General features: G+C 67.3%; 12 protein-coding genes and 1 pseudogene. 3 read left to right on the forward strand and 10 right to left on the reverse strand.

Annotated elements, in window-relative coordinates:
• A partial coding sequence (locus J7I85_RS23490) for a DUF222 domain-containing protein (RefSeq protein ID WP_214857998.1) occupies positions 1–470 on the forward strand: 470 nt, incomplete at its 5' end.
• 85 nt (positions 471–555) lie between these two features.
• Positions 556–1314 (forward strand): annotated as a pseudogene (locus J7I85_RS25400) (HNH endonuclease); the annotation flags it as partial.
• A 157-nt stretch (positions 1315–1471) separates the two neighbouring features.
• On the opposite strand, the gene J7I85_RS23505 reads toward J7I85_RS25400, so the two are convergent.
• From J7I85_RS23505 to J7I85_RS23515, 3 genes are all read right to left on the reverse strand, one after another.
• A complete protein-coding gene (locus tag J7I85_RS23505; RefSeq protein ID WP_214858001.1) occupies positions 1472–1792 on the reverse strand; it encodes a hypothetical protein in 321 nt (106 codons plus the stop codon).
• A 109-nt stretch (positions 1793–1901) separates the two neighbouring features.
• Positions 1902–3809 carry a gamma-glutamyltransferase family protein gene (locus J7I85_RS23510; RefSeq protein ID WP_214858003.1) on the reverse strand — a complete coding sequence of 636 codons (1908 nt, stop codon included), beginning with the start codon at positions 3807–3809 and terminating at the stop codon, positions 1902–1904.
• Between the two features lie 73 nt (positions 3810–3882).
• Positions 3883–6639: a Tex family protein gene (locus J7I85_RS23515; protein WP_374102520.1), complete on the reverse strand. Its 2757-nt coding sequence runs from the start codon at positions 6637–6639 to the stop codon at positions 3883–3885.
• Positions 6640–6775: 136 nt separating this feature from the next.
• On the opposite strand from J7I85_RS23515, the gene J7I85_RS23520 reads away from it, so the two are divergent.
• Complete coding sequence (locus J7I85_RS23520; protein WP_102973246.1) at positions 6776–7072, forward strand: hypothetical protein; 297 nt, start codon at positions 6776–6778, stop codon at positions 7070–7072.
• Here J7I85_RS23520 and J7I85_RS23525 read toward each other — a convergent pair.
• The 7 genes from J7I85_RS23525 to J7I85_RS23555 form a co-directional block, all read right to left on the reverse strand.
• Positions 7069–7905, reverse strand: coding sequence for a triose-phosphate isomerase family protein (locus J7I85_RS23525; protein ID WP_214858005.1), 837 nt, complete (start codon positions 7903–7905; stop codon positions 7069–7071). The two genes, J7I85_RS23520 and J7I85_RS23525, sit on opposite strands and share 4 nt — an antisense overlap.
• A gap of 66 nt (positions 7906–7971) precedes the next feature.
• The gene (locus tag J7I85_RS23530; RefSeq protein WP_214858008.1) at positions 7972–9375 is read right to left on the reverse strand and encodes an MFS transporter; all 1404 of its coding nucleotides are present in this window, start codon (positions 9373–9375) and stop codon (positions 7972–7974) included.
• Positions 9376–9583: 208 nt separating this feature from the next.
• Positions 9584–10351, reverse strand: coding sequence for an SDR family NAD(P)-dependent oxidoreductase (locus J7I85_RS23535; RefSeq protein WP_214858010.1), 768 nt, complete (start codon positions 10349–10351; stop codon positions 9584–9586).
• Positions 10352–10490: 139 nt separating this feature from the next.
• Positions 10491–11459, reverse strand: a complete 969-nt coding sequence (locus J7I85_RS23540; protein WP_214858012.1) for a 3-hydroxyacyl-CoA dehydrogenase family protein — start codon at positions 11457–11459, stop codon at positions 10491–10493.
• A gap of 2 nt (positions 11460–11461) precedes the next feature.
• The gene (locus J7I85_RS23545) at positions 11462–11944 is read right to left on the reverse strand and encodes a ribose-5-phosphate isomerase (protein WP_214858014.1); all 483 of its coding nucleotides are present in this window, start codon (positions 11942–11944) and stop codon (positions 11462–11464) included.
• Positions 11941–13716, reverse strand: coding sequence for a dihydroxyacetone kinase subunit DhaL (gene dhaL / locus J7I85_RS23550; RefSeq protein WP_214858016.1), 1776 nt, complete (start codon positions 13714–13716; stop codon positions 11941–11943). Before dhaL ends, J7I85_RS23545 begins: the two co-directional genes overlap by 4 nt.
• A gap of 61 nt (positions 13717–13777) precedes the next feature.
• Complete coding sequence (locus J7I85_RS23555) at positions 13778–14773, reverse strand: sugar phosphate isomerase/epimerase (RefSeq protein WP_214858018.1); 996 nt, start codon at positions 14771–14773, stop codon at positions 13778–13780.
• Positions 14774–15075 lie beyond the last annotated feature (302 nt).

The following is a 15075-nucleotide window of genomic DNA, read 5'->3' on the forward strand; positions in this document are numbered from 1 at the left end:
CCCCCCGCACCGGACTCGCCGGACGGCCCATGCCACCGGCACACGAAGAAGCCGCCGCCGCCCTCACCGCCGGGATCATCGCCTCCCGCGCCGGAACCATCATCACCACCGCCCTGGACAAAGTCCGCCACATCCCCGACCCCGACACCATCGCCGAGATGGAACACAACCTCACCCTGACCGCGATCGAAAACGACCACGACTTCCTCACCCGCATCGCCCACCGCTGGATCGACGCCCTCGACCAGGACGGCACCGAACCCAGCGAAGAAAACCTCCGCCACCGCCAAGGCGTCTTCCTCCACCACAAACGCGGCGGCCTCCACCACCTCGAAATCCGCGCCACCACCGACCAATACGAAGCCCTCACCACCGTCATGAACACCGCCGCCAACCCCCGCACCCAACACCACCAGCTGCCGGAGCGACAGCAGCGGAGAAGGCACCCTCAACGAGGGCAGCGCCAGTGACGACAACAGCGACAACGGCGGTAACAGTGACAGCGCCGCTGCCAACCTGGACCAGGTGTTCAACGCCCCCACCCCGGCACCTGACCTGGACCGCCGCACCCTCGCCCAACAGCGCCTCGACGGCCTCGTCGGCGGCTGCAAGGCAGCCCTCGCCGCCGGCACCCTGCCCGCCACCGGAGGACTCCGGCCCCAAGTCATGGTCACCATCAACCATCACGACCTCCTCAACAGCATCGAAACCGCCGCCGCCCAAGGCCCCCGCTACGCCCCGAACCGAAACCGCCCCGGCACCCGACCCACAGACAGCACCCGGCAGACCAACGAACCCCAGCCCGAGCCGGGCACCGGCCCGAACACCCGGCAGCCCGTTACCGCCCTGCCTGGCGTCAGCTGGCCCGGCACTCCCCCTTCCAGCACGGCCACCGGCAGCGGGACCTTCACCTACACTGGCCCCGTCACCGCCTCCACCATCCGCAAAATCGCCTGCGACGCCGACATCATCCCCGTCCTCCTCGGCTCCGAAGGACGCATCCTCGACATCGGCCGCACCACACGCATCTTCCCGCCCCACATCCGCAAAGCCCTCACCGCCCGCGACCAAGGCTGCGCCTTCCCCAACTGCACCATCCCCGCACCCTGGTGCGAAGCCCACCACATCACCTACTGGTCCCGGGGCGGACCCACCAGCACCGACAACGGCGTCCTCCTCTGCACCCACCACCACCACCTGATCCACAAAGAACAGTGGAAAATCCACATCAAAAACGGGACCCCCTGGTTCATCCCGCCACCCCACATCGACCCCCGCCAACAACCCCGACAAAACCACCACCACAAAACATGAGGCGATGGCAGACCCGACGGGCAGGCAGCACCCGTCAGCGGGGCGCCGCCGTGCCCGCCGGTACTGGGTGGCTTCACTAACTTCGGACCCAAAACCAGAAGCGCCCAGCCCCTCAATTCGGGACCAAGCGCTTCCGGTGAAACAAGACTTTCGTTTGCTAAGCGTCCTGCCAGCCCGTGCCTTCCGTGAAGGTGGCTACGAGAGTTCCCACGCCAGCCTGCAGCGAATTCGAGGGGTCCTCGTACAGGGACGCCTCCGTCGCGCGGCTGTGGGTGATGAGCTGCTCGGCTTCGAGCTTCGCCTCGGGCACGGTGGCGCCGATAATTCCGGTGCGCGCGGGAAGCTCAGGAGTGTGAACTACCTCGGCATTGGTCTCCGAGAGCGGGATAGTGGTGCCCGGTCGAATCTCGTCATGCGGAAACTCGAATTCGGCGTCGTCGGGGGCAGCGGGAATCGTGTACTCCAGGAAGTAGTTCATGACCTCAGCCTTGCAGATATTCCCCACGCCAGAAACCCGCCCCGCCGCCGTCGGACACGAGTATTCGCCGCCCCTTCAATGAGGACGCTGGCGAAAGAACGCTCCGCTCCTACCGTCCCGCCGCGTATCCCTGCGCACCCCGGGGGTTAGCGGCGGCCTGCAGCACGCCAGTCCGGGGATCGCGTACGACGGCGGACAGCCGTCCCAGCGTCCAGTCGCCTGCCCTGGTGATCCGGTGACCACGCCGTTCGAGCCCGGCGATGACGTCATCTCCCAACCGGTCCTCGACGACGGCACCGCCAGGCTCCCAGGTACGCGGCCAGAAGGATCCGGGCATCGACGTCGTGTGGAACGCCGGCGCGTCGATGGCCTGTTGCGGAGAGTACCCCCCGACGATGGTCCGCAGCAGGTACAGCAACTGCCACTGGTCCTGTTGGTCTCCCCCGGGCGAGCCGAGCGCGGAAACAGCAACTCCATCGCGCAGCACCAGCGTCGGCGTCAGCGTGGTCCGCGGCCGCTTGCCCGGCGTCAACGTCGACGGCGTTCCGGGCTCAAGCCACGTCATCTGCAACCGCGTGCCCAGGCAAAACCCGAGCTCAGGAATCGCCGGCGACGACTGCAGCCAACCGCCCGATGGCGTGGCCGACACCATATTGCCCCAGCGGTCCACGACATCGATGTGGCACGTGTCGCCGCGGGTTTCCCCGTTGGACGCCACACTAGGGTCACCGATCGTGGGTTCGCCAACGCCGGCGGCGGCAGCTGCGGAACCCGCGCGGCCGGGAGCGGCACGACCTCCCAAAACGGGCGACCCGCCATCGTCATCCGACAGCGCAGGCGGGACGTACTCGGTCCGGAGCGTGGGAAAGTACGGCTCACGCCCGGGAACGGAGCCCGGGCGGAGCTCGTGCGACGCATTTTCGGTGATGAGCTCCCGGCGCGACGCCGCGTACTCCTCCGACAGCAGGTAATCCAGTGGGACATCAGCGTCGCCGTAGTACGCCTCGCGGTCTGCCAGCGCGAGCTTCTGTGCCTCCAGGATGGTGTGCGCCCCGAGCTCGGTGGAAGGGTCGAGGTGGTCGTCATCGAAGCCGGCCAGGATCGAAAGCGTCTGCAGCAAGACCGGCCCCTGTCCCCACGGGCCGGTCTTGGCGATGGTGTGGCCGCGGAACTCGAACGTCGCCGCGTCCTCGAACGACGCGCGGAAGCCGGCCATGTCGGCCATCGTCATGACGCCGCTGTGGTCGGACCCGGATGAGTGGCGGTGCGGAGTGCGCACACTTTCAGCCACAGCGCGGGCCACGAATCCCTCGCCCCATTCCCTGCGGGCGGCATCGATGCGTTCCTCGCGGGTATGGGCCGGTTCCGCGGCGAATGCCTCGCCGAGGCCGGCACCGGCCTGGACCAGTTTCTGGAGGGTGCGGGCAAACGCTGGATTCCGGACCAGCTCGCCCTCCTCCGGGATACGCCCCTGCGGCATCCACAGGTCGGCAGACGTGGGCCAGTGCTCCCGGAACAGCTCCGCGACTGCCGAGATTGTGCTGCAGACGCGTGGCAGCACCGGGTGGCCGTCGCGTGCGTATCGGATGGCGAAATCCAGGACTTCCGCCAGCTCCCACGTTCCGTGGTCCCTCAGCAGCAACAGCCAGGCTTCGACGGCGCCGGGGATCGCAGCGGCCAGCGCACCTGACCCGGGCACCAGTTCCAGGCCTTCCGCGCGGAAGTGTTGGACCGTCGCGCCGGCCGGAGCCGGGCCTTGGCCCATGAGGACCACCGGTTTCCCGGGCTTCTCCGCCGTGCTGAACACGCCGGTCATGTCGCCGCCGGGCCCGTTGAGGTGCGGTTCCACCACGTGCAGCACGAACGCCGCGGCCGTGGCCGCGTCGAACGCGTTGCCGCCCCGCTCCAGCACAGCCTGCGCAGTGCCGGTAGCGAGCCAGTGGGTAGTAGCGGACATGCCGAACGTGCCCTGCAGCGTAGGACGGGTGGTAAAAGTCTCCGGCCTCGTAAAACTCATAGGGGCTACTGTAGTCACCGGCTTCCGATGCTTCCGGGATACGGAGCCTGCGACACGCTACGCCGTGCGGGACTTACTTGCCCAAGCCGGCCCGCCGCAGTGCTTCGGCCATGGCGGTATCCACTTGGGCTGGTCGCTGCCCGGACTGCTTCGGCTGCCGCCTTCCGCTGTCTCGGTCTTGCGCAGACTGGCCCGAATCGCTCCCCTCACGAGCCGCCGGTTTTGCGCCGCCTTGGCCAGAAGCGCCCGTGCGGTCGCGGCCGCCTTCGCGGGGGCCACCTCTCGGGCGGCCGGCTGCGCGGTCGCCGTCGCGGGGGCCACCTCCCGGGCGGCCGGCTGCGCGGTCGCCGCCCGCTGAGCGCCCACCGTCACGGCCCCGGCCACCGCGTTCACCAGCTGGCCGTTCACCCGCCGGGCGTTCACCAGCCGGCCGGCCGGCGGAAGAGCTGCCGCCGGAAGCGGCCGGTTCGTCGTCGAGCCTCAGCGTGAGGGAGATACGTTTCCGCTCCGGATCGGCCTCAAGCACCTTCACCCGTACCACCTGTCCGGACTTGACCACCTCGCGCGGGTCGGCGACGAACCGGTTGGCGAGGGCGGACACGTGAACCAGACCGTCCTGATGAACCCCCACGTCCACGAACGCGCCGAACGCGGCAACGTTGGTGACTGTTCCTTCCAGGACCATGCCGGGCTTCAGGTCGGAGATCTTCTCGATGCCCTCGGAGAATGCTGCCGCCTTGAAGGCCGGACGCGGATCGCGTCCCGGCTTCTCAAGTTCGGCGATGATGTCCCGCACCGTGGGAAGGCCGAAGCTCCCGTCCACGAAATCAGCAGGGTTCAGGCGTCCGGCATCAGCCAGCGGAGCAAGGCCGGCAGCGCCTCCGGAAGCACCGGAACCGCGGCCAGCTCCCGCCGCAGTCAGGATTTTCCTAGCCACCGAGTAAGCCTCTGGGTGGACGCTTGAGGCGTCCAGCGGCTCCGCTCCCCCGGTGATCCGCAGGAACCCGGCACACTGTTCGAACGCCTTCGCACCCAGCCGCGGCACCTTCTTCAGCTCGCTGCGCTTCGCGAACGGCCCGTGCTCGTTGCGGTACGCCACGATGTTCTCGCTCAGCAGCGGCCCGACGCCGGCCACCCGGCTCAGCAGCGCCGGCGACGCCGTGTTTACGTCCACGCCCACAGCGGTCACGCAGTCCTCCACCACGGCGTCCAGGCTGCGGTCCAGCTTCGCGGCCGTGACGTCGTGCTGGTACTGCCCCACGCCGATCGACTTCGGATCGATCTTCACCAGTTCAGCCAGCGGATCCTGCAGCCTCCGGGCAATGGACACCGCGCCGCGCAGCGATACATCCATGCCCGGAAGTTCTGCGGCGGCAAGGGCGGACGCCGAGTACACCGACGCACCCGCCTCGGACACCACCAGCTTCTGCGGCGCGGCGGCACCTGCCCCGGATTCCGCACCAGTCTCGGAGCCGGAAGCTGCCGACAGCCGCTTGATCAGGTCGGCCGCGAGCTTGTCCGTTTCGCGTGACGCCGTTCCGTTGCCAATGGCCACGAGTTCGACGGCGTGCTTCCGCGCCAGGCGGGTCAGCGTCGCCAGGGCTTCGTCCCACTTGCGGGCCGGAGCGTGCGGGTAGACGGTGTCCGTGGCCACGACCTTGCCGGTTCCGTCGACCACCGCCACCTTCACGCCCGTCCGCAGCCCGGGGTCCAGGCCCAGGGTTGAGCGGTTTCCGGCGGGCGCGGCCAGCAGCACGTCCCGCAGGTTGGCGGCGAAAACGCGCACGGCCTCGTCTTCTGCTGCGGCGAACATGCGTCCCCGAAGGTCGGCCGTCAGCCGCGCCAGCACCCGGGAGCGCCACGCCACCTGCGCGGTTTGGAGCAGCCAGGCATCGGCAGGCCGGCCACGGTCGGCGACCCCGAGGAACCGGGCCAGGGCGGATTCGTAACGGGTGCGCGCGGCGGCCAGGGCGTCGCCGTCGGCCGGCTCCGCTTCAGCGAGGTCCAGCTCGAGCACGCCGTCCTTCTCACCGCGCAGCAGCGCCAGCACGCGGTGCGACGGCATTCCCGACGGCGCCTGCGAAAAGTCAAAGTAGTCCGCGAACTTCTGCCCCTCGGATTCCTTGCCCTTCTTCACCCGGGACACCATCCGGCCCTGCGTCCACAGCCGCTCGCGCAGGTTCTGTGCAAGGTTGGCGTCCTGGGCCACGCGCTCCACGAGGATGGCGCGGGCGCCGGCGAGCGCCGCAGCGGCGTCGTCGACGGCGTGCTCCGTGTTCAGGTACTTGGCTGCCTCGCGCTCGGGGTCGAGTTCCGGGCGTTTGAGCAGCGCGTCCGCGAGCGGCTCCAGCCCAGCCTCACGGGCGATCTGCGCCTTGGTGCGGCGCTTTGACTTGAAGGGCAGGTAGATGTCTTCAAGTCGGGACTTCGTATCGGCGGCCACGACGGCGGCCTGCAGTTCCGGGGTCAACTTCCCCTGCGCGGCAATCGCCTCCAGGACAGTACGACGGCGGTCCTCCAGTTCGCGGAGGTAGCGCAGGCGCTCGTCCAGCTCGCGGAGCTGGCCGTCGTCGAGCGTCCCGGTGGCTTCCTTGCGGTAGCGGGCGATGAACGGAACGGTGGACCCGCCGTCGAGCAGTTCCACGGCCGCCTTCACCTGCCAGGCCTTCACACCGAGCTCGGCGGCGATCTGTTCCGCTATGCGGGCGGCAACACCGTCCGCGCCCTGACCGCCGAGCGGCCCGGGTGAGGGGGTGTCCTTCGGCTTTGTCCCGGCGGCGGAGGCGGGGCTGGGCGTGGGCGTGGCGGGGTGCTGCGGCTGTTGGGTCACCAGAACATTTTGCCCTACGCGCCCGGATCCGGGGCGATCACGGGTTGGCGGACGGAGCAAACCGCACTACCCACAACCGCCCTTAAGTGGTGTAGTGACTTTATGCAGCGGGGGTCATCGACTTAGGCGGCGCATCATGCAGGAATTGCTCATCATTCTTCAGGACGGCTTCAACGAGGATGAGGTCGCCATCACGGTCAACGGCAAGGAGGCCCGGTACGACCGCGACGTCACCACCCGGGAACTGTTGGGCATGGCCGAGGAAGTCTCCGTTGAATTGCCGGCAAAGGGCGCAACGGTGGGGGTCGAAGTCACCAGCCGCAATCTCAGCGCGGAAATGAAACTCCATGGCAGGCCACGGAGCCTGCTGGTGTCCATTGAAGACGGCGAACTCGTGCTCAGCGAAGGGACGGGCCGCGAGGCATTCCTCTAGCCTGCGTCTACCAGCGACAGTGCTTCGTCCAGCACTTTTCCGAAGTTTGCGGCGTCGTGTGCGAACCGGCCGAGGAACAGCCCGGACACACCGTCCAGTGTGGGCAGCAGGCCGGGTTTCGCGGAGCCGCCGTAGATCACGGGCAGCCCGTGCAGCCCATGGGCAGCGAGCAGCTCCCGCAAAATGCGCACGACGGCGGACACGTACTCCGCGCTGGCGGGCTCGGCGGCGCCGATGGCCCAGACGGGTTCATAGGCGATGACCAGCCGGGCGGCCAGGTTCCAGTCCCCGCCGACCGCGGATTCGATCTGGCTGTAGACGAACCGGGCGGCGCCTTCCGCACCGGCAGTACCGCCGGCGTCGGCCGCTCCGGTATTCGAGGTGGTCTTCGGGCCGACCGACTCCTCCCCCACGCACAGCAGCGCGGTGACGCCGGCGTCGTCGGCTGCCCTGACCTTGAGCGCGATCATGGCGTCGTCCTCACCGAAGTGCCGCCGCCGCTCGGCGTGCCCGATCTCCACGAGTCCCACGCCCAGCTCGGCGAGCAGCGACGGCGAGAGCTCGCCCGTCCACGGACCGTCGGCCCAGCCGCAGTTTTGGGCCCCTAGGACCAGCGGCGACCCGGCAATGATCTCCCCCGCTGCCGGAAGCATCGGAAAGGAAGGAATCACGAACGGGACCACCCGCCCGGCCGCGAGGGCCGGGCGGGCGTCCACCTGCTGGCGCAGTTCATCCAGCCAGCGCAGGCTGTCCCGGTAGCCGAGGTACATCTTGGTGCTGACGCCGACGAAAATGGTGCCGGGGTCTTCGATGGCCTGCCTGAGCTGGGTCACGGGATTTCCTGCCTTTGCTGTGTTACTCGGCGCTGGTGTTGCTGCGCGCCTGCGGTTTGCTGCTGCCTACTTTTCCAGCAGTGCCTGATCTTGGGCAGTGCCAGCCGTTCTGGTGGCGCTGGTTTCGAGCAGGTCGTCGGCCTTGTTCTTGAACTTCCGAGTGCCGGTCATCATGACCGCGGCGAGGAACGGCAGCACGCCGAGTGCGTAGACGCCCATGGTGCCGGTATCCGAGGCGGTCACCTGGTTGACGGTGGTCCGCAGGATCGGGGCCACGAAGCCGCCCAGGTTTCCCAGCGAGTTGATGAGACCGATGCCGGCCGCGGCGGCAGTTCCGGTGAGGAACGCCGTCGGGTATGACCAGGCGATGGGTCCGATGGAGAGGAAGCTGCACACCGCGAGGGTGATGAACACGATGCCCAGCGCGGGGAGGTGGTTGGCGCCGGCCCAGGCGGAGCCGAAGATGCACAGGCCGGTGGAGATGAACAGGCCCGTTCCCCAGACCCGGCGGCGGATCACGGTGTTGGCGGCCTTGCCGATGAAATAGCAGGCGAAGATGCCGAAGAACCACGGGATGGCAGCCATGAGTCCGACGGCGAGACCTACCTTCTGCCCGGTCAGCTGCGCCACCTGCTGCGGCAGGTAGAAGGTGACGCCGTAGACGGCGATCTGCAGGCAGAAGTAGATGACCGTGAAGTACCAGACCTTGCCGTTCTTCATCGCGGCGAGCACACCGCGAGGACCGGTCTCTTCCTTGACGGTGTCTTCCAGGGCCATGACGTCCAGGAGCGCTTTCTTCTCGTCCCTGTTGAGGAATTTGGCGTCCTGCGGGCTGTTGATCAGGAAGAAGAAGGCGGCGATGCCGGCCAGCACGGCGAGCATGCCCTCGACGAAGAACATGACCTGCCAGCCCTGGACGCCGGGAACCTGGTCGCCGATGTTGATCAGCCAGCCGGACAGCGGGGCGCCCATCATCTGGGAGAACGGCTGTGCCAGGTAGAAGATGGCGAACATCTTGACGCGGACCTTGTTCGGGAACCAGGCGGCGAGGAACATGATGACGCCCGGGAAGAGCCCGGCCTCGGTCACGCCCAGCAGGAATCTCAGGATCACGAAGGAGGTCTCATCCTGCACCAAGGCGAAGCAGGCGGAGACGATTCCCCAGGTAACGGCGATGCGTGCCAGCCACACCTTGGCGCCGAACTTGGTCAGGAGCAGGTTGCTGGGGATTTCGAACAGGGCGTAGCCGATGAAGAAGATACCGGCGCCGAGTGCGTAGGCACCTGCACTGATGCCCTTGTCCGCTTCGAGGGCGGCCTCGGCGAAGCCCACGTTGGTGCGGTCCAGGAAGGCCACGACGTAAAGGATGACGAGCATCGGCATGAGCCGGAAGGACGCCTTGGAGATGGCCGATTTGAGGATCGGCGAGTCCAGCAGCTCCTTCGTGGTGGATGGTTTGGTGACAGTCATTCAAACTCCTCTTTGAGCAAAAGTGAGCAAATCAGGGCACTGCAGATGGGTCCGTTCGGGAGGAACTGGTCCCGGTAAATCAGGTTGTTGGTGCGAAAGACTCAGAGCGAAAAGACGATGAGCAGCACGCCGGCAAGGCTGGCGAGGACGCCGATGGCGAGATAGATCTTGCGTTCCCTGGTCCAGGAGCGAAGCATGGCTGTCCTTCCTAGTGCATGTAGAGGCCGCCATCCACATTCAGCGTCTGGCCGGAGATGTATCCGGCGTCCTCGCTGATGAGGAAGGCGATGGCTGCGGCGATGTCCCGCGTGGAACCGACCCGGTTGACCACGAGGTCCCGGACCAGTTCGTCTTTGCGTTCCTGGCTGAGGGTGCCGCCCATGATGTCGGTGTCGATGGGTCCGGGTGAGATGGCGTTGACCGTAATGTCGTACTCCCCCAGTTCGCGGGCGGTGGAGCGGGTCAGTCCGATCACGCCGGCCTTCGCCACGGAGTACGGGGTCTTGGAGAACGTTCCGCCGCCGCGCTGCGCGGAGACGGAGGAGATGTTCACGATGCGGCCAATCCGGTTCTTCGCCATGGATTCGGCGACGCGGCGCGTGGCGTAGTGGACGCCGTTGAGGTTGATGTTGAGCACGCGGTCCCACTCGGCGGCGTCGAGTTCCAGGTACGGGACCGGCGAGCTGACGCCGGCCACATTCGCGAGGGCTACGATCTGGGGCAGTTCCGCCTCGATGGAATCGATGGCTGCCCGGACCGATGCCTCGTCCGCGACGTTCGCGCCCACGCCGTGGGCCTTCACGCCGTACTGGCTGGCGATTTCCTTGGCCGTGGCCTGGCAGAGGGCGTCGTCGAGGTCGATGATGCCGATGTTCCAGCCCTGCTCTGCCAGGTAGTTGGTGGTGGCCCGGCCGATGCCGCGTTCCGAGACGGCTCCGGTGACGATGGCCGTGCGCTCGGACGGAAAAGTGCTCATGTGTATTCTCCTAAGTCGTTTGCTGGACCGGTTGCTGCCGGCGGTGCCCCCGCCCCGGCCCAGGTGAAATGGGCAGCACAACAGGAGGGCAGCTGCCCGGAGGCAGCGCCCACCTGCCGTGGTGCTTAGTTGGATTGCGCTAGTTGATCGGCGCGGGGCCGAGTTCCTCGATGAGCTTCTGCATGGCGACGTAGGCCTTGTTGCGGTAGGCGATCAGCTCGGGGGTGCGCTCGGCCGGGACGTTCAGGAAGCCTGCACCCGTCTTGGTGCCCAGTTTGCCCGCCTCCACGAGGTCCGTGAGGATCTTCGGGGTGGCGAAGCGCTCCGGGAAATCGGTCTGCAGCGACTTGTAGCAGAAGTTGTAGACGTCCAGGCCTGCCATGTCGGCGATGGCGAAGGGGCCGAAGAACGGCAGCCGGAAGCCGAAGGTGGTGCGGACCAGGGTGTCCACGTCCTCGGCCGTGGCGATGCCCTGTTCCACCAGCTGTGCTGCCTCGTGGAAGAGCGCGTACTGCAGGCGGTTGAGCACGAATCCGGTGACGTCCTTGACCACGGCCGTCTCCTTGTTGGCCGAGTGGACGAGGTCGCGGACGGTGCCCACGGTCTCGGCCGAAGTGCCTGCGTGCGGGATGATCTCCACACCGGGGATGAACGGCGACGGGTTGGAGAAGTGCACGCCGAGGAAGCGCTCCGGGTTGGCGACCGGCTGCGACAGCTCCGCGATGGAGATCGTGGAGGTGTTGGAGCCGATGATGGCGTCCGGCCGGGCGGCGGCGCTGATGCGGGCCAGGGTCTCATGCTTGATGGCGATGATCTCGGGCACCGCCTCCTCGATGAAGTCAGCGTCGGCCACGGCTTCCTCGATGTCCTTCGCGGCCCAGAGGTTCTGCTTCAGGATCTCGGTGGATCCTTCCGGGAACAGCCCGTCGGCCACGAACTGGTCGGACTCGGTGAGCAGGCGCTCGTAGTTCTTCTGTGCCACCTCGGCCGATACGTCGGCGAGGGCAACGCGGGCACCGCCGAGGGCGAGGACCTGGGCGATGCCGCCGCCCATGTAGCCGGAACCGACGACGGCGAACTTGCGGGAGCTGGTGGGTGTTTCGGTCATGTTCAGTCGGCCTTCGTGTAGTCGGGTTCGTAGGAGCAGATGGCATCAACCTTGGCGGCGGAGGAGGAGTTTTCGTCGAAGCGGTGCTCCAGCCATTCGGCCACGAGCTTTTTGGCCAGTTCCAGCCCGATGACGCGCTGGCCCATGGTGAGGACCTGGGCGTTGTTGCTGAGGACGGAGCGTTCCACGGAGTAGCTGTCGTGTGCGGTGACGGCGCGGATGCCGGGGACCTTGTTGGCGGCAATGGCCACGCCGAGGCCAGTGCCGCAGATCAGGAGTGCGCGGTCCGCTTCGCCGTCGGCCACCTTGCGGGCGGCAGCAACGGCCAGGTGCGGGTACGCGGTGGAGTCGTTGGCCGCGACGCCAATGTCCTCGACGGAGGCAACCCGGGGGTCCGCCTCCAGCAGGGCCTTCAGTGCTTCCTTGTATTCGACGCCGGCCTCATCGTTGCCGATGACAATGCGCCAGCCTTCTGTATTGCTCATTCCGTTGCTCCTTTTCCGGCCGTCGAGGCCATGTGGGACGCGGCCGGTGTGGAATCGGCTGCATCAGATGCGAGGTAGGTGGCCACGCGCTCGGCAATCAGTCCAAACGAGACTGCGCCGGGGTCCGGGTGGCCGAGGCTCTTTTCAGCCAGCGGGCGGGCGCGGCCCTTGAGGGGGCGCAGGCCCGCGGTCCGGCGGGCTGCTTCGTTCGCCGCGGCAGCGGCGGTGGTGAGGGCACCGCCTAGGGAGGCCCCGCCGTCGAACGCTTCTTGGAACGCATCCCGGAACGGCAGGAGGGCGTCAACCATTGTCTTGTCCCCCGGCTCTGCCTTGCCGAGTTCGGTGATGGCGTTGCTGAAGGCGGACACGGCTGCGTTCGCATCCCCGGCGGCGTACGAATCGCGGTTGCCCAGCGCGAGGCCGGCGGCCATCACGGCCGTCCCCCAAAGCGCGCCTGACGTGCCGCCGGCGCGCTCGCTCCAGGCCTCGCCTGCGGCCGTGAGCACGCGTTCAGCCGAGGCTCCGGCTGCTGCGTTCTGCTCGCCGGCCGCGGCAGCCGCATCAACGCCGCGGCGCATGCCGATGCCGTGGTCGCCGTCGCCGGCAATCGCGTCCAGGTCGCCGAGTTCCGCTTCGTGTTCGACGACGACGTCCCGCACCTGGGCGAGGACGGCGGCTGCCAGCCGGCCCAGGTTGGCGGACGCCGCGGTTGCCTTTTCGGTATCCTCGGCAGCCGTGTCCTCGGTGCTGGAGACTTCGCGGCGGGCACGCCGGGCGAGGTTGCCCTTGCGATAGGCGGGGGTGTCGGCCGGCGCGCCCCAGAACTGCTCGAGTTCGTCGTCGAGCCACAGCAGGGTGAGCGAGAGCCCGGACATGTCCAGGCTGGTGACGAGCTCGCCGCACTCCGGCTCCACGACGGTCAGGTTGGCGGCGTTCAGGAGCTTTTCGACCTTGCCGAAGAGGAGGAACAGCTCGTCGTACTTGACCGTGCCCAAACCGTTGACGATGGCAACCACGCGGTCCCCGGCGTCGTCCGGCTTGTCCTCAAGCAACCGCGACACCAGCAGTTCGGCAAGCTCGGAGGCGGTGGGCATGGGGTGCTCGGAGATGCCCGGTTCGCCGTGGATGCCCAGGCCCAGCGACATCTGCCCGGCCGGGACGTGGAACAGCGGCTCGGATGCGCCGGGAAGGGTGCACCCGTCGAAGGCCACGCCGAGTGAACGCGTGCGGTGGTTCGTCTTGATGGCGAGGCGCTCCACCTCGTCCAGGTTTAGGCCCGCCTCAGCCGCGGCGCCTGCGATCTTGAAGACCGTCAGGTCACCGGCGATGCCACGTCGCTTCTCGATCTGGTCGAGCGGGGCGCTGGCAATGTCGTCCGTGACCAGCACGGTGCGCGTCTCGATGCCTTCGGCGTTGAGACGGAGCTGCGCCTGGCCGAAGTGCAGCACGTCGCCGGCGTAGTTGCCGTAGCTCAGCAGGACGCCGCCGCCCGCGTTTGCCGCCTTGGCCACGCGGTAGACCTGGCCGGCGGCCGGCGAGGCAAACATGTTGCCGCACGCGGAGCCGGCAGCCAGTCCCGGTCCGACCAGGCCGGCGAAGGCCGGGTAGTGGCCGGAGCCGCCGCCCACCACAAGTGCCACCTGGCCGGCGGGGATCTCGGTGGAGCGGACGACGCCGCCGTCCACGCGGGCAACATAGCCGCGGTTGGCGGCGACGAAGCCGTCCAGCGCCTCATCTGCGAAATCAGCGGGATTGTCGAAGATCTGGGTCATGGTTCCTCATTGAATCCGAATTGGTTAAACGGTATTGCTGCGTTTCTGGTGCTGGGCGTCCCTAGTGCGCGACGGCGGCGGGCTGCTGCCGTCCCTGCGCCACCTGGCTCTGGCCGAGGGCGTAGCCGTCCTTCTTGGGCAGGACATGCCGGCGCAGGTATTCCTGGTTGCTGGCCGTCACGGAGAGGCCGTCGCCGCCGTAGTGCTCGGTGCAGATGATGCCCTGGTAGCCCACTGAAAGGGCAACCTTGAACGCCTCGCGGTAGTTGATGAGGCCGCTTTCCATGGGGGCAGGCATGGCCACGTACATGCCGCGGGCCACGTCCTCGTCACGGATGTAGTTCTTCATGTGCCAGTAATTGGAGTACGGCAGGGTCTTGGCAACCATTTCCCGCCAGTCCTCGATGGGCCGGTGCAGGCGGATCAGGTTGCCGAGGTCCGGGTTGAGGCCGACATTGGACAGGCCGATGTCCTGGACGAACTGCACGGAGGAGTCCGCGGTACCGATGTAGGTGTCCTCGTACATCTCGAGGGAGAGCAGGACGCCCACCTCCGCCGCGTGCCGGCCAAGTTCCTGGAAACGGGCGACGGCGTTGTTCCAGGCCTCCTTGTTCCCGACGGGGTCCTTGTGACCTTCGACGGTCCAGAACCACAGCTGCTTCTGCTGTTCCGGGGTGATTGCCTGGTGCAGGCCGAAGGAGACAACTTCGCAGCCGAGCTCAGCGGCGGCGTCGATGGTGCGGTGGCTGTAGGCCAGGTTGTCTTCCCATTTGCCCTCCTGGATCACACTCCGGCGGATGGCGGAGATGACCGGGATCCCGATACCGACGTTGTCAGCCGTCTGCTTGAATTCGGCGAGGCGCTCCTTGCCCAGGTCGCCGGGACGGACCCAGCTGTCGGTGAGGTCGGCGTTGGCAAAGCCGGCTTCCTTCACCTCGGTGAACACCTCGGCCCAAGCCGAGGCATCGGCATCGTTGATGTGGGTGCCCTGGGCGTCCACGCCCGGGAACTGCAGCAGGGCCGCGGTGATGGGCCAGTTATCGGCGGTATAAGCCATGGTGTTCACTCCCTTGTGGAATCCTGTTTCCTATAGGATTTACCATTCGGCAGGAGTTGTCAAGATCACATTCCCCGGCGGCGGTCGCGATTCCCAGCCATCGAAGATCCTATAGGAATGCATCCAGCGTGTGAAGGGTGTCACGCCCGAGGCGTCAAGTCGTTGCATCTTCCACGCTACGCCTCCCCCAACTGAGTAGCAGCAGAGGGCGTTCCCAACGCTGGGAACGCCCTCTGCTGCTACCTACTTTGGGGTGCGCGGGCCTGAAGCGCGGGTTGCTGCCGCTCAGCACGGCGGATGTC

Source organism: Arthrobacter sp. ISL-65 (assembly GCF_018613795.1).
In the GTDB taxonomy this organism is placed as follows: Bacteria; Actinomycetota; Actinomycetes; order Actinomycetales; family Micrococcaceae; genus Arthrobacter.

Coding starts and splice junctions, on each gene's coding strand:
- J7I85_RS23520 (WP_102973246.1), top strand. CDS start 6,776: ATGCAGGAATTGCTCATCATTCTTCAGGACGGCTTCAACGAGGATGAG.
- J7I85_RS23555 (WP_214858018.1), bottom strand. CDS start 14,773: ATGGCTTATACCGCCGATAACTGGCCCATCACCGCGGCCCTGCTGCAG.
- dhaL (WP_214858016.1), bottom strand. CDS start 13,716: ATGACCCAGATCTTCGACAATCCCGCTGATTTCGCAGATGAGGCGCTG.
- J7I85_RS23535 (WP_214858010.1), bottom strand. CDS start 10,351: ATGAGCACTTTTCCGTCCGAGCGCACGGCCATCGTCACCGGAGCCGTC.
- J7I85_RS23505 (WP_214858001.1), bottom strand. CDS start 1,792: ATGAACTACTTCCTGGAGTACACGATTCCCGCTGCCCCCGACGACGCC.
- J7I85_RS23530 (WP_214858008.1), bottom strand. CDS start 9,375: ATGACTGTCACCAAACCATCCACCACGAAGGAGCTGCTGGACTCGCCG.
- J7I85_RS23545 (WP_214858014.1), bottom strand. CDS start 11,944: ATGAGCAATACAGAAGGCTGGCGCATTGTCATCGGCAACGATGAGGCC.
- J7I85_RS23540 (WP_214858012.1), bottom strand. CDS start 11,459: ATGACCGAAACACCCACCAGCTCCCGCAAGTTCGCCGTCGTCGGTTCC.
- J7I85_RS23510 (WP_214858003.1), bottom strand. CDS start 3,809: ATGAGTTTTACGAGGCCGGAGACTTTTACCACCCGTCCTACGCTGCAG.